The following is an 18177-nucleotide window of genomic DNA, read 5'->3' on the forward strand; positions in this document are numbered from 1 at the left end:
GCGTCGAGCCGGAAAGAACCGAGGATGACATTACGCGTGAGCTGCTCGGCCCCAGGGGCGTTCCGGGCGGTCCCGATCCCGCCCGCATGGTCCCGCAGGTCGAGAAGAACACGCCAAAGCACATAAGATGGAGAACCCCGAGCTCCCGCGATGAACCGAGCGCCAGAAACCGGAACCTTGTTGATCTGGTCAAGGGCAGAGAGGCGGAACGGGTAGTGACAAATCAACGTTGCTCCGAATTGCGGGGCGCCTTTGATTGCGGTGCAATGATGCAGGACGCTCAGAAGTACATCAACATTGCCGCTCTAATCGCGCTCGCTGGTTGGCTTGGTCTCTGTTTCAAGATGGGCTGGTACTGATGGGGCGGCTTACGCCCGGAGTAGACCACATCGGCCCCAGCCTGGAGTTTTTTCCGGATCGAAAAACGAGCTGGGACCGAGAGGTCTGCCGTTGGATGGCAAACGCAGCTTGGTCCCAAAAATCATGCCCCGTGGCATTCAAATTTGGGAATCCGACGCAAACGGAATGCCCGATGAACCTAGCCCCGGAGCAAGGCCTTTCCATCGGCACTTTCGGAATTTGGCGCCGGGAGTAAGCCGTCCAGCAAGGCTAGCTCGAGCTGCGGCACTTGCGGCTGACCCAAGGCCGACTGCGCTGAGTAGCTGCCGGCCCCAGGTCCGCACCGAATTTCGTCCGCGTCGGCTGGACAGGTTTTTCCGATGACGGCGAAGCTATGCCACGAGCCAAACGATCCAGCTTCTCAGCTACCGGTGGTCAGCCGCGGCGGGTTGCGGGACATAATCCAGAGCTCGATCGCTGCCAAGATTGCGACCGCCGCGCCGATGATCACATGCACGGTCATCGCGGTGGTTCCCTGGAAGCCCAATACCCAGGGCGATACCAGTGCCCACAAGCCGACGACGAGGTTCAGCCACTCCTCCCACACCGCGAACGCCGCCAGCGCCGCGACCGCAAGGATCGCGATGGCGATACCGGTGATAACGGCGTTCTGAGAGACCGTCCCCGCATCGAAACCGAATATCCAGGGCGAAACGAACAGTATCGCGCCGAGGATCAGGTTCGCAACGTCACAAAACTTTGCGTTCGTCCAATTCCCTTCCCAATTCTGCATGGCACCCTCCATTGGAGGTTTCGATGCCAAATCAACCGCGTAATCGCCGAGCCGGTTTCCATCGCGGCCCGCGGCATAATGGCAACGGAGAGGCGGACCCGCCGCGCCGGTGCTGTCCTAGGCTGTGTCCTCATTAAGCAGCTGACCGCCTGCGGTCCCAACCTTAACAGCGGCGGGAAAGCGGACGGCTCCGGAGGTCGCTGAAGGGTCAAAATGCGAAGAACTCAGGTTGAGCAAATCTGGACCGCTCTGCCGCGATAAGCAGACCTCTGTGAGACGCAGCGCAACTTCGCAGATGGACCAAAGGCTGAATTTACGGACTTAGTCACTATTGGCACGCGCCAGCAGGGACGTTCGAAGCCCTTCTTCGATTGACACGATCTGACTGTTCTCTCCACTTGGTCAATTGTCGGTTAGAGGCTTGAAGTCGTCGCCGCCCATCCTAAGTTCAGACGCTGCCGGCTGTGTCCGGCAAAACGAAACTCATGCGAAGGATTGAGAAGCCCGCTTGCGCGGGCATAAGTCGAGGGAAGTCACATGAGAAAGCTTGCTCTTGCAATCGCCGCGGCAGCAACGCTCCTCATCGGAACCGTTGCGCCGGCCTCGGCCCATTGGCGGGGCCATCATCATCATTGGGGCGGTCCAGGCATTGGTCCGGCCATCGCGCTCGGCATGTTCACCGGAGCGCTGGCCGCAGCGGCCGCACCTCCGGTCTATTATGCGCCGGTCTATGGTCCGCCGCGATACTATTATGGCCCCCGCTATTACCGGACCGTCCGGTATTATCCGGCGGCATATCCTTACTGGTATCCCTGGTGAACTGATGCAAAGGCCCGGCCCGCAACCGGGCCTTATCGCTGTCCGGCATCTCGATCGCCTGCGTCCGGCGCTGCCGAGCCCGCGTTTGAGATGACTGGAACCGATGGCAGCAGGAGAAGTTCTGTCGCTAAGATGCAGGTCCGGAGGCGCACCGGGCCCGAGCGAGCGCGCCAAACGCGCCTCGACGTTAGCCCGGCCCGCGTAACACGATCGGATCTGGCCTCCCCATGAACAAGAATGCCCGTTTCAATATCGGATACGCCATCGCCGCAATTTTCGCGGTCTTCCTGATTCAGTATCTGATCTCGGCGGCGAACCAGATCGCGGTGATCCCCTACAGCGAATATCAGCAATTGCTGCGCCAGGGGAAAGTCGAGACGGTCGGCATCTCCGACCGCACCTTGCAGGGCACGCTGAAGGAGCCGCTGTCCGGCGGCCAGAAGCAATTCGTCACCACGCGCGTCGACCAGGACGTCGCCCAGGAGCTCGAGAAGCACAACGTCCGTTTCACCGGGCAGATCGAGAGCACGTTCCTGCGCGACCTGTTGTCGTGGGTCATGCCCGTGCTGCTGTTCTTTGGCGTCTGGTGGTACATCGGCCGCCGCATGGCCGAGGGCGGCGGGATCGGCGGCGGGCTGATGGCGATCGGCAAGAGCAAGGCCAAGGTCTACGTCGAATCCAACACCGGCGTCACGTTTGCCGACGTCGCCGGCGTGGACGAGGCCAAGGACGAGCTGCGCGAGGTTGTCGATTTCCTGAAGAACCCGACCGACTATGGCCGGCTCGGCGGCCGCATGCCGAAGGGCGTGCTGCTGGTGGGCCCGCCGGGTACAGGCAAGACCTTGCTCGCCAAGGCCGTGGCCGGCGAGGCCAGGGTGCCGTTCTTCTCGATCTCCGGCTCGGAGTTCGTCGAGATGTTCGTCGGCGTCGGCGCGGCGCGGGTGCGGGACCTGTTCCAGCAGGCGCGCGAAAAGGCGCCGGCCATCATCTTCATCGACGAGCTCGACGCACTGGGCCGCGCCCGCGGCATCGGCCCGTTCGCCGGCGGCCATGACGAGAAGGAGCAGACGCTCAACCAGCTGCTCGTCGAGCTCGACGGCTTCGATTCGCGCTCCGGGCTCGTCATCCTCGCCGCCACCAACCGGCCCGAGATCCTCGACCCTGCCCTGCTCCGCGCCGGCCGCTTTGACCGCCAGGTGCTGGTCGACCGTCCAGACAAGCGGGGCCGGATCGAGATCCTCAAGGTGCACATGAAGAAGGTGCGCCTGGCCGAGAATGTCGATGCAGACGCCGTTGCCGCGCTGACACCAGGCTTCACGGGCGCGGATCTCGCCAATCTCGTCAACGAGGCCGCGCTGCTGGCGACGCGCCGCGCCGCCGAGGCGGTGACCATGAGCGATTTCAACAATGCGGTCGAGCGCATGATCGCAGGCCTGGAAAAGCGCAACCGCCTGCTCAACCCCAGGGAACGCGAGATCGTCGCCTATCACGAGATGGGGCACGCCCTCGTCGCGCTCTCACTGCCGGGGACCGATCCCGTGCACAAGGTCTCGATCATCCCGCGCGGCGTCGGCGCGCTCGGCTACACCATCCAGCGGCCGATCGAGGACCGTTTCCTGATGACCAAGGAGGAGCTGGAGAACAAGATGGCGGTGCTGCTCGGCGGCCGCGCCGCGGAGCTGATCGTGTTCGGGCACTTGTCGACCGGTGCGGCGGACGACCTGCGCCGCGTCACCGATATCGCCCGCAGCATGGTGACGCGCTACGGCATGTCGGAGCGTCTCGGCAGCGTCGCCTATGAGCGCGATCCCGGCAACTTCCTGGCCGGCCCTGACCGCCCCTATCCGACGCGCGAGCGCGACTATGCCGAGGAGACCGCCGCCGCGGTCGACCACGAGGTGAAAACCATCGTCGACCAGGTGTTCCAGCGCACCCAGGGCATCCTGACCACGCGGCGGCCGATCCTGGACCGCGCCGCAAAAAAGCTGCTCGAGAAGGAAACGCTGGAGCAGAGCGACATCGATGTGCTGATCCGGGAGATGCCCAAGGAAGGGCTGCGGGCGATCTAGGGCCACTCACGCGGCGCGCTTGCGCCTGATCTCGGCGGGAAGCTCGATCATCCGCCTGTCCGGAGGCGAACCGTTCGAGATGAGCGGCGCGGGCGCGCCCTCGCGCTTCGGCGCCTCGATCCCAATGCCGGGATCGGTGCTTCTGGCGTGCCATTCGATCAGGAGATGGCCGGCCACCAACATCAAGCCGGCGCAGAACAGCGCAAGAGCTGCGCTCACGAGATCACGATAGTCATCCATCCCACGAACCAAGCATGCGTGCAGCCTCATCGGCGCCTGCGTGGACCAGATTGGAATGAAGGCTCCGCGTTTCAAGAGCCTGTCTGCAGCGGCAAAGGCATACGGCAATCGCAATTTCCGTCACGACCGTTCACGCTGGAACATTCCGGCCATTTCCAAATTCTAGTGGCGCCCACCGGCCTGAGGCGTCTGGGTGCCATGATCGGGCTCAGCGGATCAGGTTCGCGGTGGTCCAACCATCTTGCTCTAACGAGGATTTGGCCATGAAACCTGACTGCGCTCGGACCGCGCCGCTCTCGGCGCTTCACTCAGATTATCGCTTGGATCGGCAAGGCGCCCCTGATCGGGGCGAACGGTGCTCGTGAGGGAGGGCGCGATGTTGGTTGCCTCACTTCCTGCCCTTCACGGGGAAAGCGGGCTATCCCGCTATCTCAAGGAGATCCATCGTTTTCCGCTGCTCGAGGCATCGGAGGAAGCCGACTATGCGAGGCGATTGCGCGATAGCGGCGATCGTGACGCCGCCTATCGGCTGGTGACGAGCCATTTGCGGCTCGCGGCGAAGATCGCGCTGCAATATCGCCGCTATGGCCTCGCCATCGCCGACCTCATCTCGGAGGCCAATGTCGGGCTGATGCTGGCCGTCAAGCGGTTCGACCCCGAGAAAGGCTTCCGGCTCGCGACCTATGCCTCCTGGTGGATCAAGGCCTCGGTTCAGGAATACATCCTGCGATCATGGTCGCTCGTCAAGCTGGGCACCACTGCTGCGCAGAAGAAGCTGTTCTTCAACCTGCGCAAGCTGAAGAACAAGCTTGGCGTTGCGGAGGATGGCGAGCTCCGGACGGATCAGCTGACATCTATCGCGAGGCATCTCGACGTCAGGGAAGCCGACGTCGCCGAGATGAACGGCCGGCTGCGCGGCGACATCTCACTCAACGCGCCGATCAGCGTCGAGACGGAAGGCGACCAATGGCAGGACCGGCTGGTGGATCCCTCTCCCGATCCGGAGAGTCTGCTGCTGGACGCGGCCGACCGTGAACGCACCAAGGCTGCCCTCGCCGATGCACTCGCTGCGCTGACACCGCGGGAGCGCAGCATCGTCGAGGCGCGATATCTCGGCGAGCCGCAGCAGACGCTGGATGCGCTCGCCGGCAAGTTCGGCATCTCGCGCGAGCGCGTCCGGCAGATCGAGCAGCGCGCGTTGCAGCGGATCAAGGCGAAGATGTTCGCGCGCCTCGATGAGGCGCGCCTTGCGACGTCGCGTTAGGCGAGCGAAGAAGAATGCTGATCGGCCAAGGCCGATCAGCATCCTCTGCAAATATCGGGGACGAGACGTTCGGGCGAAAACTCCCGGCTCCTGCGCTCGGTCTGGCCGGACTTCTCAGGATTGCTCCGAGACGCTCCGACGGAACTGGTCGCAAGCTGCCGGGCGGGCTCGGCCGAGCTCCGCATCTCGGCGCGAGGCGTGTCGGCCTCCTTGGCCTGGAGCCCATTGGCCATGCCCAACAAAGCGACGGCGAGGACAATGCCTCTCATCTGATGATCCTCCTTTCGCGTGAGCGATGAGTGGCTGCAACGATGAGGAGCGGCCTCGCCGGCCGCTCCCCCGTATCAGCTGGTGGCGGGCTCCGGCTTGTCTCGATCAGGCGGCGTGAGGTCGAGCCGGATCCCGGATGGCCCGAGGACCGGCAGCAATGTGTCCACCTTCATGGTCGGGCTGCCCCGATCCCAGCTCGACCACGGCATCGTGTCCAGGTACGGGATCGGCGGCAAGGCGAGCCGCTCGAAACTGTCCGCCGTCTTGGCGGCAGGGCCGGGGCTTTCGGCGCCAAAGGCCGCAAAAGGCACCAGCGAGAGGCCAGCCCCAACGGCCAAGGCGGCGAGCCGCCGCAACGTTTTCCGAGTGGTTTCCCCGCGAGTGGAGAAAGCACGATCCTTGATCATTTCATCCTCCTTTCGTTCGAGAACACAGTCACAGATCCATGGCAAACGAGCCCGGCCGTTCGGCCGGGCTCGCCCGTCCTTAGAAGTCCATCGCGGGAGCGCTCGGCGCTTCCGTCTTCTTCGGCTTCTCGGCCACCAGCGCTTCGGTCGTGATGAGCAGCGAGGCCACCGAGGCCGCATCCTGCAAGGCGGTGCGGACGACCTTGGCAGGATCGATCACGCCGGCCTGCACCAGATCCTGGTACTCGCCAGTCGCGGCATTGAAGCCCCAGGTGTAGGTCTGGTTCTCGAGCAGCTTGCCGACGACGACGGAGCCGTCCTCACCCGCATTCTGCACGATCTGCCGCGCCGGGACCTGGATGGCGCGCCGCACGATGTCGACGCCGGCCTTCTGGTCGGCATTGGCGGTCTTGACGCCGTCGAGCGCCTTGAGCGCGCGCAGCAGTGCCACGCCACCGCCCGGCAGGATGCCTTCCTCGACCGCGGCCCGGGTCGCGTGCAGCGCATCGTCCACGCGGTCCTTGCGCTCCTTGACCTCGACCTCGGTCGCGCCGCCGACCCGGATCACCGCGACGCCGCCGGCGAGCTTGGCGAGACGCTCCTGCAGCTTCTCGCGGTCGTAGTCCGAGGTGGTTTCCTCGATCTGCGCCCTGATCTGCTGGCTGCGCGCCTCGATGTCCTTCTTGGCGCCGGCGCCGTCGACGATCGTGGTGTTCTCCTTCTCGATCACCACTTTCTTGGCACGGCCCAGCATCTTCACGGTGACGTTCTCGAGCTTGATGCCGAGATCTTCGGAGATCACGGTGCCGCCGGTGAGGATCGCGATATCCTCCAGCATCGCCTTGCGGCGGTCGCCGAAGCCCGGCGCCTTGACGGCTGCCACCTTCAGGCCGCCGCGCAGGCGGTTGACGACCAGCGTCGCCAGCGCCTCACCCTCGACCTCCTCCGCGATGATCAGGAGCGGCTTGCCGGATTGCACGACCTGCTCCAGCAGCGGCAGCACGGTCTGCAGGCCCGACAGCTTCTTCTCGTGGATCAGCACATAGGGATCTTCGAGCTCGGCCTTCATCTTCTCGGCGTTGGTGACGAAATAGGGCGAGATGTAGCCGCGGTCGAACTGCATGCCCTCGACCACTTCGAGCTCGGTGTGCAGGCTCTTCGCTTCCTCGACCGTGATCACGCCCTCATTGCCGACCTTCTGCATCGCATCCGCCAGGAAGCGGCCGATCTCGGTGTCGCCGTTGGCCGAGATGGTGCCGACCTGGGCGATCTCGTCGTTAGAGGTGATCTTCTTGGCGTGCGACTTGAGGTCGGCGACGATCGCGTCCACGCCAAGGTCGACGCCGCGCTTGAGGTCCATCGGATTCATGCCGGCAGCGACCGCCTTGGCGCCCTCCTTGACGATGGCCTGCGCCAGCACGGTCGCCGTGGTGGTGCCGTCTCCGGCGAGATCACTGGTCTTGGAGGCGACCTCGCGCACCATCTGGGCGCCCATGTTCTCGAACTTGTCCTCCAGCTCGATCTCCTTGGCGACGGTGACGCCGTCCTTGGTAATGCGGGGAGCGCCGAACGATTTCTCGATAACGACGTTGCGTCCCTTTGGACCGAGCGTGACCTTCACCGCATTCGCCAGTGTGTCGACGCCCCGCAGCATGCGCTCGCGGGCCTCGGTCGCGAACTTCACGTCCTTGGCAGCCATGTTGTTAAACTCCTTTCCGTTCGATGACTGTCAGCGTTACGCCGCCTTCTTCAGCGTGCCGGCCTGCTCGGCCACGCCGAGAAGATCGCTTTCCTTCATGATCAACAGCTCCTCGCCGTCGATCTTGACCTCGGTGCCCGACCACTTGCCGAACAGCACCCGGTCGCCGACCTTGACGTCGAGCGGCACGAGCTGGCCCTGCTCGTTTCGCCCGCCCGGCCCCACGGCGATGATCTCGCCCTGCTGCGGCTTCTCCTTGGCGGTGTCGGGAATGATGATGCCGCCGGCGGTCTTCTCCTCGGCATCGATGCGGCGCACGAGCACACGGTCGTGCAACGGGCGGAAATGCATGCACATCCTCCTTGGGTAGGTTCAGCGATGTCCAAAATCCGGGTCCGGAACCGGCCCCCGGGCGGCAAACGACCTAGGAATACGCGGATTTCTAGTCAAGAGGACCTGCAAAAATTTTTGCGCTACTTCAAGGTTCTTGTCCGGATCCTTTGGATGTGCCGCCGTCCCTGTCACGCCTGCTTGGCGGGCGAGGTGCATCGGCTTGGGCCCGCAAATCTCGAGAGCCGCCCTTACTGGTCATTTCCATGTGAGGATGATCCCATATAGCCCCTTGAGGTCCGCTTTGGGTCAAAAGCGGTAACGCTCTGCCGAGCAGAAGATTTCCGCTCCTCCCTCAGGAGCTGACATTTCTTCTATGAGTCCGCCTTAGCGGCCTCGCCCCGTCCCGTCATTGAGCAGACACGCCACCTGATGCCCGTCTCCGGCATCCACCAGCGCCGGCCGCTGCGTCTTGCACCGCTCCATCGCAAACCGGCAGCGGGTGTGAAATGCGCAGCCCGACGGCGGATTGACCGGGCTCGGCACGTCGCCGTCGACCAGCGGCGCGAGCTTCTTCGCCAGCGGGTTGGCGACCGGCACCGAGGCGAGCAGGGCCTGCGTGTAGGGATGCCGGGGATTGCGGAACAGCTCGTCCTTGTCGGCGATCTCGACGATGCGGCCGAGATACATCACGGCGACGCGGTGGCTGATATGGGCGACCACGGCAAGGTCGTGCGCGATGAAGAGATAGGAGAAGCCGTGCTGTCGCTGCAGGTCGATCAGAAGGTTGATCACCTGCGCCTGGATCGAGACGTCGAGCGCGGAGACCGGCTCGTCGCAGACGATCAGGCGTGGCCCCAGCGCCAGTGCGCGGGCAATGCAGATGCGCTGGCGCTGACCGCCGGAGAATTGATGCGGGAAATTGCGCATCTGGTCCGGCCGCAATCCCACCTGCTCGAACAGCCTTGCGACCCGCGCGTCCAGCTCCTTGCCGGTGGCGAGCCCGTGCACGGCGATCGGCTCGCCGACGATGTCGCCGGCGGTCATGCGCGGATTGAGCGAGGCGAACGGATCCTGGAACACGATCTGCATCGAGCGGCGGTGCGGCCGCATCGCGGTTTTCGACAGATGCGTGATGTCCTCGCCGTCGAGGCGGATCTGGCCCGAGGTCGGCTCGACCAGCCGCAGCACGCTGCGCGCCACCGTGGACTTGCCGCAGCCGGATTCGCCGACGAGGCCGAGCGTCTCGCCGGTGCCTAGCGCGAAGGAGACGCCATCGACCGCGTGCACGGTGCCGACCTGCCTTCGCAACACGCCGGCGCGCACAGGGTAGTGCTTCTTGAGGTCGGTGACTTCGAGCAGCGCCTCGGTCATGCCACCTCCGCGACTTCTTCCGCGCGCCAGCATGCGGCGAGATGTCCGCCGCCCCAATCGGCCAGCGGCGGATATTCGGCCTCGCAGCGCTTGATGGCGAGCTTGCAGCGCGGCGCGAAGGCGCAGCCTTGCGGCAGCCGCACCAGCGACGGCACCGTGCCGGGGATTTCGTTCAGCCGCGCCTGCGCGGCGGCGCCGGAGGCCGGCACGGCCGGGATCGAGGCCATCAGCCCGCGCGTATAGGGATGCTTCGGCGCGGCGAACAGCGCCTCGACGCTGGCCTCCTCGACCTTTCGCCCCGCATACATCACGATCACGCGTTGCGCGGTCTGCGCGACCACGCCGAGATCGTGCGTGATCAGCACGAGCCCGGTGCCGAGCTCCTTCTGCAGGTCGAGGATCAGCGCCAGGATCTGCGCCTGGATGGTGACGTCGAGCGCGGTGGTCGGCTCATCCGCGATCAGGAGCGCCGGCCGGCAGGCCAGCGCCATCGCGATCATCGCGCGCTGGCGCATGCCGCCGGAGAGCTGGTGCGGATATTCGCGCGCCCGCCGCGCCGGCTCGGGGATGCGCACCAGCCGCAGCATCTCGACGGCGATGCCTTGCGCCTCTTTCGCCGAGATATGCCGATGCAGCCGCACCGCCTCGACGATCTGGTCGCCGATCCGCATCACCGGATTGAGCGAGGTCATCGGCTCCTGGAAGATCATGGAGATGCGATTGCCCCTGACCGCGCGCATCTGCGCCTCATCCAGCGCCAGCAGGTCGGTGCCTTCCAGCGAGACGGAGCCGCCGACGATGCGGCCGGGCGGATCGGGCACGAGGCGCATCAGCGACAGCGCGGTCACGCTCTTGCCGCAGCCGGATTCACCGACGATCGCCAGCGTCTCGCCGCGCCTCACGCTGAAGGAGAGGTCGTCGACAGCCCTGAACAGGCCGGAATTGGTGAAGAACACCGTCTTCAGGTTTTTCACGTCGAGCACGAGATCGGTCTTGTCCGCCATCAGCCGCGCTGCCTCGGATCCAGGATGTCACGCAGGGCGTCGCCGAACAGGTTGGCGCCGAACACGGCGAGGCTGATCGCGACGCCCGGGAAGATCACCAGCCACGGCGCGGTGCGGACATATTCGGCGGCGGATTCGGACAACATGCGCCCCCACGACGGATAGGGTTCGGGAATGCCGAGGCCGAGGAAGGACAGCGAAGCCTCGGTCAGGATGGTCGAGCCGAGCTGGGCGGTGGCGAGCACGATCAGCGGCGCCAGCGTGTTCGGCAGCACGTGACGCAGCGCGATCCGCATCTCGCTCATGCCGATCGACTTGGCGGCCTCCACGAACGGCTGTTCGCGCAGCGCCAGCGTGTTGGCGCGGATGACGCGCGCCACCGTCGGGATCAGCGGAATGGCGATGGCGATGATCACGTTCGGCAGCGAGGGCCCGAGCGCGGCTGTCATCACTAGCGCCAGCACCAGGAGCGGCAGCGCCTGCAGCACGTCGGAGACGCGCTGGAACACCAGATCGAACCAGCCGGAGAGATAGCCCGAGGTAAGGCCGACGATCACACCGATGGTGCCGCCGAGCACGGTCGAGCCGATGCCGACCGCGAGCGAAATCCGCGCGCCGTGGATGATGCGGCTGAACACGTCGCGGCCGAAGGAATCGGTGCCCATCCAGTGCGCCCAGCTCGGCCGCGCCAGCGCGCGGGCGGAATCGACGGTCAGCGGATCATAGCGCGCGATGACATCGGCGAAGATCGCCGTCAGCACGAACAATGTCATGATGACGAGCCCGGCCGCGCCCAGCACGTGCCGCTGCGCCATGAACAGCACGCGCCGCCAGCCCCCGGTCGCATGCGCCCCGGCCCGCCTCAGCTCAACGTCGAAGTCGATCGCGGCCAAGCTGATCTCCTAATCCGTGTACCTGATCCGCGGGTCGAACAGCGCGTAGAGCATGTCGACGGTGAAATTGGCGAACACCACCACGACCGCGATGAACATCACGAGGTTCTGCACGATCGGATAGTCGCGCCAGCGGATCGCCTCCACCAGGAAGCGCGCGACGCCGGGGATGTTGAACACGGTCTCGGTGACGATCAGGCCGCCGATCAGGAACGCGGCCTCGATGCCGATCACGGTGATCACGGGCAGGATCGCGTTCTTCAGCGCGTGGTGATAGTTCACCGCCGCTTCGGAGGCCCCCTTGGCGCGGGCGGTGCGGATGTAGTCCTGCCGCAGCACCTCCAGCATCGAGGAGCGCGTGATGCGCATGGTTAGCGCCGCGCTGCGGAAGCCGACGGCGGCGGCCGGCACGGCGTAGGTCGCGAACGCCTCGAGCCAGGTCTTCGGATTGGGATTGAAGATCGGCATCTGCCCGAACATCGCCACCGACGCTGTAAGGATCAGAAGGCCGAGCCAGAACGAGGGCAGCGACAGCCCGCTGAGGCTGACGACGCGAAGCGCGTAGTCGAGCTTCGTGCCCTGCTTCACCGCGCTGATGACGCCCAAGGGAATGCCGATCGATGCCGAGAACAGCAGCGCGAGGCCGGCGAGCTTTGCCGTGATCGGAATTCGCGGCAGGATCTCCTGCAGCGCCGGCTTCTCCGAGACGTAGGAGAAGCCGAAATCGCCGCGGATGAAGCCGCTGATCCAGTGCCAATATTGCACGATCAGGGGACGGTCGATGCCGAGCTCCTTCTCCAGATTGGCCTTGTCGGCGGGATCGACATAGCCGGCGGCGGCGAACAGGATGTCGACGATGTTGCCCGGCACGATGCGCAGCAGGAAGAAGATGACGATCGAGATCCCGAACAGGGTCACGAACATCAGGAACAGGCGCCGCACCAGATAGGCAAACATGCACCGCCCTCCGCGCCAGCCGTTAGCGTCGCGTCACTTGTCGAGCCACACGTCCTCGTAGCGGAAGCCGTTGTAGGAGCTGTTCGACATGATCGTGACGCCCTTGACGTGGGGGTGCCAGCAGGTGCCGGCGCGGGCATGGAAGATGATCGGGCGGGCGACGTCCTCCTGCAGCTTCTTGTCGATGTCCCACACCAGCGGCCTGCGCTTTCCGATGTCGGTCTCCTGCGACTGCACGTCGAACAGCTTCTCGATCTCCTTGTTGCAATAATTGGTGTAGTTCCGCTCCGAGCCGCAGGCATAGTTCTCGTAGAACGACTGGTCGGGATCGTCGACGGCATTGCCGGTCAGGTTGAGGCCGAGCATGTAATCCTTGCGCGCGACCTTCGGGAACCAGTTCGCAGTTTCCACGACGTCGAGCTCGCCGTCGATATAGATGGTCTTGAGCTGGTCGATCAGGATCACGGCGGGGTCGCGATATTCCGCGATGTTGCGCGTCGAGACTTTCACGGCGAGGCGCTTGTCCGGACCGTAGCCCGCCTTCTGCATCAGCTTCCTGGCTTCCTCGCGGTTGGCGTTGATGTCGCGGCCATAGCCCGGAATGGTCTCCAGCCGGTCCTTCGGCATGCCCCAGAGGCCCTGCGGCGGCGGCAGCATGGTGCCACCGATGTCGCCCTGGCCTTCGAACAGGATGTCGACGAACGCCTTGCGGTCGAGCGCGAGTGCCATCGCACGGCGGATGTCGATGTTGTCGAACGGCGCGGAGGTGGAATTGACGATGATGTTGGTCGAGACGTTGGTCGGCTCGACGACGCAGGTCGCATTCGGCGCCTGCGACTTGATGTCCTTCAAAAGCGGGATCGTGATGTGCGTCGGAAAGGTCATGTCGAACTTGCCGGCGACGAAGGCCAGGATCGCGGTCGAGCGGTTGGTGATGATGGTGTATTCGATGCCGTCGAGATGGGGCAGGCCCTTCTTCCAATAATTGGGATTGCGCGTCAGCTTGATCGATTCATTGGCCTTGAACTCGACGAACTTGAACGGTCCGGTCCCGATCGGATGGGTGCGCATGTCCGCCGGCGAGACATGACAGGGATAGACCGGCGTGTAGCCGGAGGCGAGCATCGCCAGCAGCGAGGGCTGCGGCCGCTTCAGGTCGAAGGTGACCTCGAACTCGCCGTTGGTCGTGACCTCGTTGACCTCGCTGTACCAGGCCTTGCGCGGATTCTGCCGCAGCTTCTGCTGCGACTTGCCCATCAACAGATCGAAGCTGCATTTGACGTCGGCCGAGGTGAACGGCTTGCCGTCGTGCCATTTCACGCCCTGGCGCAGCTTGAACGTCAGCTTCTTGTTGTCGCTGCTCCAGGACCAGCTTTCGGCGAGGTCCGGCCGCAGCGTATCGGGGCTGTTCTGCGCGATGTGCTGATCGTAGATGAGGAGATTGTTGAACACCCCCATGAAGGGAATGTTGATCGAATAGGTCGCGCCTTCGAGGATCGAGGCGTTGGCCGGACTGTCGCGGTGATACATCCGCAAGATGCCGCCCTGCTTGGGCTCGCCGGCGAGCGTGGCAGTTGAGGCCGTCAGCACAGATAACGCCGCCATTGCGGCGAGCGCCCACACGCTCCGCATGCTCATCCTCCCTGGACCTCGGCCTTTTGCGGCCTGTTTATCCCGACGATAGCGAGGCGCGTGCAGCGAGGCAACCCGCAAGGCCAGCTGCAATCTCGACAATTCGGATGACGGAATATCTCGGGGGCTTCTCTCATCATGCGAGAGTGCAGGTGCGAAGACGCGATTCCCTGTGAGAGTTTGCGCGAGGTCGCCTCAACAACCTCCGCTGTCATCCCGGACAAGCGCGCCCTCAGCGCGCGCCGATCCGGGATCCATAGCCACAGGGAGGAGTTTGGCGAAGACTCGGAGTTGCCAGCCCATGCCGCAACTCCTTCCTGGGGTTATGGGTCCCGGGCTCGCGACTTCGTCGCGCCCCGGGAAGACAGTTGCGTGTATGGCGCTTGCTTGCGCACCTTACGTAGCGGAAACCCTCACACGATCCGCGAGACCTTGTTCCCCCAGTACCGGTCCCGCAGCAGCCGCTTGTACAGCTTGCCGGTCGGCAGCCGCGGCAATTCCTTTTCGAAATCGACCGAGCGCGGCACCTTCTGCCGCGACAGCGACTTTGCGCAGAACGCGATCAGCTCCTCGGCGAGCGCCGGCCCCGGCTCCACGCCGGGCATCGGCTGCACCACCGCCTTCACCTCCTCGCCGAGATCGGCATTGGGTACGCCGAACACCGCGGCGTCCGCCACCTTGGGGTGGGTGATCAGGAGGTTCTCGCATTCCTGCGGATAGATGTTCACCCCGCCGGAGATGATCATGAAGGTGGCGCGGTCGGTCAGGTATAGGAAGCGGTCGGCATCGACATAGCCGACGTCGCCGACCGTGCTCATGCTCCCATCGGCAGAGCGCGCCTCCTTGGTTTTCTCGGGATCGTTGAAATATTCGAACGGCGTTGCCGTCTTGAACCAGACCTGGCCGGGCGTGCCGGTCGGGCATTCCCGCATGTTCTCGTCGAGAATGTGCAGGTCCCCGAGCAGCACCTTGCCGACGGTGCCGCGATGCGCCAGCCATTCCTCGCTGTTGCAGGCGGTGAAGCCGAGGCCTTCGGTGGCGCCGTAATATTCGTGGATGATCGGTCCCCACCATTTGATCATCTCGTCCTTGACCTGCGGCGGACAGGGCGCGGCGGCGTGGATGGCGATCTCCAGCGAGGACAGATCGTAGCGGGCGCGCACCTCCTCCGGCAACTTCAGCATGCGCGAGAACATCGTCGGCACCAGTTGCGTGTGGGTGATGCCCCATTGCTGGACGAGCTGCAGGTAACGCTCGGGATCAAAGCTTTCCATGATGATCACGGTGCCGCCCATCCGGATCGTGAGGTTCACGGCGGCCTGCGGCGCCGAATGATAGAGCGGCGCCGGCGACAGGTAGACCATGCCCTCGCGGTAGTGCCAGAGCCTCAACAGGAAATCGAACAGCGGCAGATTGTGCTTCGGCTTCTCCTCCGGCAGCGGGCGCAGGATGCCCTTAGGTCGTCCCGTCGTGCCGGAGGAATAGAGCATGGCGGTGCCGAGCCACTCGTCGGGAATCGGCGTTGCCGGCAGGCCGGCGGTCACCTCCGATAGGCCAACGATGCGCTCGCTCTCGCCCGGGCCGTCGGCGACGATGCAGAGCTTGATGTCGGGACAAGCCTCGATCGCCTCGCGCGCGATGGCGAGCTTGGCCATCGACGTGATCAAAATCTTCGACTGGCTGTTGACGAGCAGATAGGCGAGCTCGCCCGGCGTCAGGAACGAGTTGATGCAGGTGTAGTAGAGCCCGGAGCGCTCGCCCGCGCCGCAGGCTTCGAGATAACGCGCATTGTTCTCCATGAAGATCGAATAATGGTCGAGCCGCCTCAAGCCGTGCTGGCGGAACAAGTGCGCCAGCCGGTTGCTGCGCGCCTCCAAGTCGCGATAGGTGACGGCCTCGCCGGTCGCCGCCATGATGAAGGCGGGCTGCAGCGGACGCAGGCGGGCGTGGTGACCTGTGTACATCGATCCTCCGGATGTCGATCAGGCGGCAAGCAGCAGGATCTCGCGCACATCGGCGGAGCTAGCGATCTTGCGCGGGTTGCGCGGAATCCAGTTCGTGCGCATCGCGGCTTCCGCGATCGCATCGAAATGCTCCGGCGAGATGCGCACGTCGGCGAGGCTGCGCGGCATGCCGAGCGAGCGGATGAAGGCATCGAGCACGTCGGCCGCGTCACGGCCGGGATAGCCCATCGCGGCCGCGACGATCATCTGCCGCTCGGCATTGTCGCGCGCGTTCCAGCGCATCACCGCCGGCAGCATGACGCAGGAGGTGTAGCCGTGCGGCACGTCGAAGGCCCCGCCCAGCACGTAGCCGATGCCGTGGCTTGCGCCCATGGGCACGCCGGCGGCGAGCGCGCCCATCGACAGCCAGGTGCCGATCTGCGCGTCCATCCGCGCGTCGAGATCCAAAGGGTCGGCCTTCACCCGCGGCAGCGCGTCGGCGAGCATGGCGAGGCCCTTCACCGCCTGCGCATCGGCGTAAGGATGCGTCTCGCGCGAGCAGATCGCCTCGACGCAATGGTCGATTGCGCGGATGCCGGTGGAGAGAAACAGCCATTCCGGCGTGTGCACGGTGATGGCAGGATCGAGGATGGTCGCGCGCGGCACCGCGAGCGGATGCCGCAGCATCTGCTTCACGTGGCTCGCGCGGTCGGTGACGCCGGCGATCGATGAGAACTCGCCGCCGGCGATCGTGGTCGGCACGCTGACCTGCCGCACGATTGGGGCCTTCATCTCGGGCGCGGCGCCCTTGTGCACGCGGATGCGGTCGATGCCGGCGATATCGTCGATGCCGTTGGCAAGGCAGAGCTGCACCGCCTTGGCACCGTCGGTGATGGAACCGCCGCCGATTGTGACGATCAGATCGGCCTCCGCCGCGCGCGCCGCTTGTGTCGCCGCGATCACCGCCTCGCGCGGCGTATGGGCCGGCATGGCGTCGAACAGGCCGGCGCAGCGGGAGCCGAGCGCCTCTCTGATTTTCGTGATTTCGTCGGTCTGCCGGTTCAGCGTCCCCGACACCATCAGGAAGGCGCGGCTTGTTCCGAGCCGGTCCATCTGCGCGACGATGGCCCCAGCCGCAGGATGGCCGAACACGACCTCCTCGATCGCGCCGAACACGACACGTCCCTGGTACACGCCTGTCCTCCCCGGACAATTCGTTGTTGTTGTTAGGGACGCAATCTAGCCGACCCCGCCGGAGCCGTCATGCGCGAAGACGCTGGCCGTTTGCAGCGCAAAGGCGGGCTGTTGAAGATGAGATGTGGCGGCGGCCGGCGCGCACGCCTCGTCCTTCGAGACGGCGCTACGCGCCTCCTCAGGATGAGGCTCATCGGCGCCGGTGCCCGTCGAGAACTGCCGCCGCGCACTCCACCCTCATCCTGAGGAGCCCGCTTAAAGCGGGCGTCTCGAAGGATGGCTGCAGGGAAAATCTCTCCAAGGCGAGTCCTTGCCAAAAAGGCAGGGCCAGCAACCGGCCGCCCCCTCAAAACACCACGCCCACGCGCGTGCCGCGCTTCCAGGCGATGCGGCAGCGCTTCTTGGTGTTGACGTGCAGCAGCTCGAAGCGATCGGGAATCGTCACCTGCCCGCCGAGATCGACGCAGGCCCCGCCGGGCGAATAGTCGATCAGCGTGCACGGGATCACCGGCGCGCGCGGGTCGGTGATGATCTTGGCCTGGCGTGACACCAGGCCCGCGGGCTTCACACGGACGAACTTTCGCGGATGCATTGGCACGTCTCCTCCAACTCCGCAGGTCGCGGCGGCTGATCTGTCCCAATCATGGAAAAGAGTTGATGCGATCCCCCTAAGCCGCGCCCGAGAATTTTAACGAAAAGTGTCAGCGAAAGGCAAAAGCAGCGGTAGTGGAGTGCGCTTCCCCTCTCCCCTTGTGGGAGCGAAGCATCGAAGCCGGGTGAGGGGTTCTATCCTCGCGAACGGTCCCACGCGCGGCAACAACCCCTCATCCGGCGCCGTAGCCGACGCTACGCGTCGGCGTATGCTTAAGACGGCGGCCGTAGGCCGCCTATGCCACCTTCTCCCACAAGGGGAGAAGGGAAGTCACCCCGTCACCCCCTCCACCTCCGCC

17 protein-coding genes are annotated in these 18177 nt (G+C 64.8%); 4 read left to right on the forward strand and 13 right to left on the reverse strand.

What is annotated here, in order from left to right:
- On the forward strand, nt 1-359 hold a 359-nt coding region (locus I6F16_RS36690; RefSeq protein WP_225174687.1), incomplete at its 5' end, for a hypothetical protein.
- A gap of 401 nt (nt 360-760) precedes the next feature.
- Here I6F16_RS36690 and I6F16_RS36695 read toward each other — a convergent pair.
- Nucleotides 761-1132: an SPW repeat protein gene (locus I6F16_RS36695; protein WP_036002168.1), complete on the reverse strand. Its 372-nt coding sequence runs from the start codon at nt 1130-1132 to the stop codon at nt 761-763.
- Nucleotides 1133-1669: 537 nt separating this feature from the next.
- Here I6F16_RS36695 and I6F16_RS36700 point away from each other — a divergent pair.
- Both I6F16_RS36700 and ftsH read left to right on the forward strand, forming a co-directional pair.
- Entirely contained in the window at nt 1670-1951 is a 282-nt protein-coding gene (locus I6F16_RS36700) for a hypothetical protein (protein ID WP_057030022.1), read from the forward strand.
- A 227-nt stretch (nt 1952-2178) separates the two neighbouring features.
- Nucleotides 2179-4020: an ATP-dependent zinc metalloprotease FtsH gene (ftsH, locus tag I6F16_RS36705; RefSeq protein WP_225114817.1), complete on the forward strand. Its 1842-nt coding sequence runs from the start codon at nt 2179-2181 to the stop codon at nt 4018-4020.
- 6 nt (nt 4021-4026) lie between these two features.
- On the opposite strand, the gene I6F16_RS36710 is transcribed toward ftsH, so the two are convergent.
- Nucleotides 4027-4260, reverse strand: a complete 234-nt coding sequence (locus I6F16_RS36710) for a hypothetical protein (protein WP_128262508.1) — start codon at nt 4258-4260, stop codon at nt 4027-4029.
- 376 nt (nt 4261-4636) lie between these two features.
- Here I6F16_RS36710 and rpoH point away from each other — a divergent pair, with 376 nt between their 5' ends.
- The gene (rpoH, locus tag I6F16_RS36715) at nt 4637-5524 is read left to right on the forward strand and encodes an RNA polymerase sigma factor RpoH (protein ID WP_225114819.1); all 888 of its coding nucleotides are present in this window, start codon (nt 4637-4639) and stop codon (nt 5522-5524) included.
- Nucleotides 5525-5868: 344 nt separating this feature from the next.
- Here the strand turns inward: rpoH and I6F16_RS36720 are convergent, their stop codons facing one another.
- From I6F16_RS36720 to I6F16_RS36770, 11 genes are all read right to left on the reverse strand, one after another.
- The gene (locus I6F16_RS36720) at nt 5869-6201 is read right to left on the reverse strand and encodes a hypothetical protein (RefSeq protein ID WP_225114820.1); all 333 of its coding nucleotides are present in this window, start codon (nt 6199-6201) and stop codon (nt 5869-5871) included.
- 79 nt (nt 6202-6280) lie between these two features.
- Nucleotides 6281-7900, reverse strand: coding sequence for a chaperonin GroEL (gene groL / locus I6F16_RS36725; protein ID WP_128262511.1), 1620 nt, complete (start codon nt 7898-7900; stop codon nt 6281-6283).
- 36 nt (nt 7901-7936) lie between these two features.
- A complete protein-coding gene (gene groES / locus I6F16_RS36730; protein WP_036002037.1) occupies nt 7937-8251 on the reverse strand; it encodes a co-chaperone GroES in 315 nt (104 codons plus the stop codon).
- A gap of 366 nt (nt 8252-8617) precedes the next feature.
- Complete coding sequence (locus tag I6F16_RS36735) at nt 8618-9604, reverse strand: dipeptide ABC transporter ATP-binding protein (RefSeq protein ID WP_057025972.1); 987 nt, start codon at nt 9602-9604, stop codon at nt 8618-8620.
- Nucleotides 9601-10608: an ABC transporter ATP-binding protein gene (locus I6F16_RS36740; RefSeq protein WP_057025973.1), complete on the reverse strand. Its 1008-nt coding sequence runs from the start codon at nt 10606-10608 to the stop codon at nt 9601-9603. The genes I6F16_RS36735 and I6F16_RS36740 overlap by 4 nt, the downstream gene beginning before the upstream one ends.
- A complete protein-coding gene (locus I6F16_RS36745; RefSeq protein ID WP_036020171.1) occupies nt 10608-11501 on the reverse strand; it encodes an ABC transporter permease in 894 nt (297 codons plus the stop codon). Before I6F16_RS36745 ends, I6F16_RS36740 begins: the two co-directional genes overlap by 1 nt.
- A gap of 9 nt (nt 11502-11510) precedes the next feature.
- Nucleotides 11511-12458 (reverse strand): ABC transporter permease, encoded by a 948-nt coding sequence (locus I6F16_RS36750; protein ID WP_225174684.1) that lies wholly within the window; start codon nt 12456-12458, stop codon nt 11511-11513.
- 33 nt (nt 12459-12491) lie between these two features.
- Nucleotides 12492-14090, reverse strand: a complete 1599-nt coding sequence (locus tag I6F16_RS36755; protein ID WP_036045376.1) for an ABC transporter substrate-binding protein — start codon at nt 14088-14090, stop codon at nt 12492-12494.
- Between the two features lie 413 nt (nt 14091-14503).
- Complete coding sequence (locus tag I6F16_RS36760; RefSeq protein ID WP_225174685.1) at nt 14504-16054, reverse strand: AMP-binding protein; 1551 nt, start codon at nt 16052-16054, stop codon at nt 14504-14506.
- Between the two features lie 18 nt (nt 16055-16072).
- Entirely contained in the window at nt 16073-17227 is a 1155-nt protein-coding gene (locus tag I6F16_RS36765; RefSeq protein WP_225174686.1) for an iron-containing alcohol dehydrogenase, read from the reverse strand.
- Nucleotides 17228-17573: 346 nt separating this feature from the next.
- Complete coding sequence (locus tag I6F16_RS36770) at nt 17574-17819, reverse strand: PilZ domain-containing protein (protein WP_036002017.1); 246 nt, start codon at nt 17817-17819, stop codon at nt 17574-17576.
- Nucleotides 17820-18177: the final 358 nt, after the last annotated feature.

It is taken from the genome of Bradyrhizobium sp. IC4060 (assembly GCF_020193715.1).
GTDB lineage: Bacteria > Pseudomonadota > Alphaproteobacteria > Rhizobiales > Xanthobacteraceae > Bradyrhizobium > Bradyrhizobium yuanmingense.

Coding starts and splice junctions, on each gene's coding strand:
- I6F16_RS36695 (WP_036002168.1), bottom strand. CDS start 1,132: ATGCAGAATTGGGAAGGGAATTGGACGAACGCAAAGTTTTGTGACGTT.
- I6F16_RS36700 (WP_057030022.1), top strand. CDS start 1,670: ATGAGAAAGCTTGCTCTTGCAATCGCCGCGGCAGCAACGCTCCTCATC.
- ftsH (WP_225114817.1), top strand. CDS start 2,179: ATGAACAAGAATGCCCGTTTCAATATCGGATACGCCATCGCCGCAATT.
- I6F16_RS36710 (WP_128262508.1), bottom strand. CDS start 4,260: ATGGATGACTATCGTGATCTCGTGAGCGCAGCTCTTGCGCTGTTCTGC.
- rpoH (WP_225114819.1), top strand. CDS start 4,637: ATGTTGGTTGCCTCACTTCCTGCCCTTCACGGGGAAAGCGGGCTATCC.
- I6F16_RS36720 (WP_225114820.1), bottom strand. CDS start 6,201: ATGATCAAGGATCGTGCTTTCTCCACTCGCGGGGAAACCACTCGGAAA.
- groL (WP_128262511.1), bottom strand. CDS start 7,900: ATGGCTGCCAAGGACGTGAAGTTCGCGACCGAGGCCCGCGAGCGCATG.
- groES (WP_036002037.1), bottom strand. CDS start 8,251: ATGCATTTCCGCCCGTTGCACGACCGTGTGCTCGTGCGCCGCATCGAT.
- I6F16_RS36735 (WP_057025972.1), bottom strand. CDS start 9,604: ATGACCGAGGCGCTGCTCGAAGTCACCGACCTCAAGAAGCACTACCCT.
- I6F16_RS36740 (WP_057025973.1), bottom strand. CDS start 10,608: ATGGCGGACAAGACCGATCTCGTGCTCGACGTGAAAAACCTGAAGACG.
- I6F16_RS36750 (WP_225174684.1), bottom strand. CDS start 12,458: ATGTTTGCCTATCTGGTGCGGCGCCTGTTCCTGATGTTCGTGACCCTG.
- I6F16_RS36755 (WP_036045376.1), bottom strand. CDS start 14,090: ATGCGGAGCGTGTGGGCGCTCGCCGCAATGGCGGCGTTATCTGTGCTG.
- I6F16_RS36760 (WP_225174685.1), bottom strand. CDS start 16,054: ATGTACACAGGTCACCACGCCCGCCTGCGTCCGCTGCAGCCCGCCTTC.
- I6F16_RS36770 (WP_036002017.1), bottom strand. CDS start 17,819: ATGCATCCGCGAAAGTTCGTCCGTGTGAAGCCCGCGGGCCTGGTGTCA.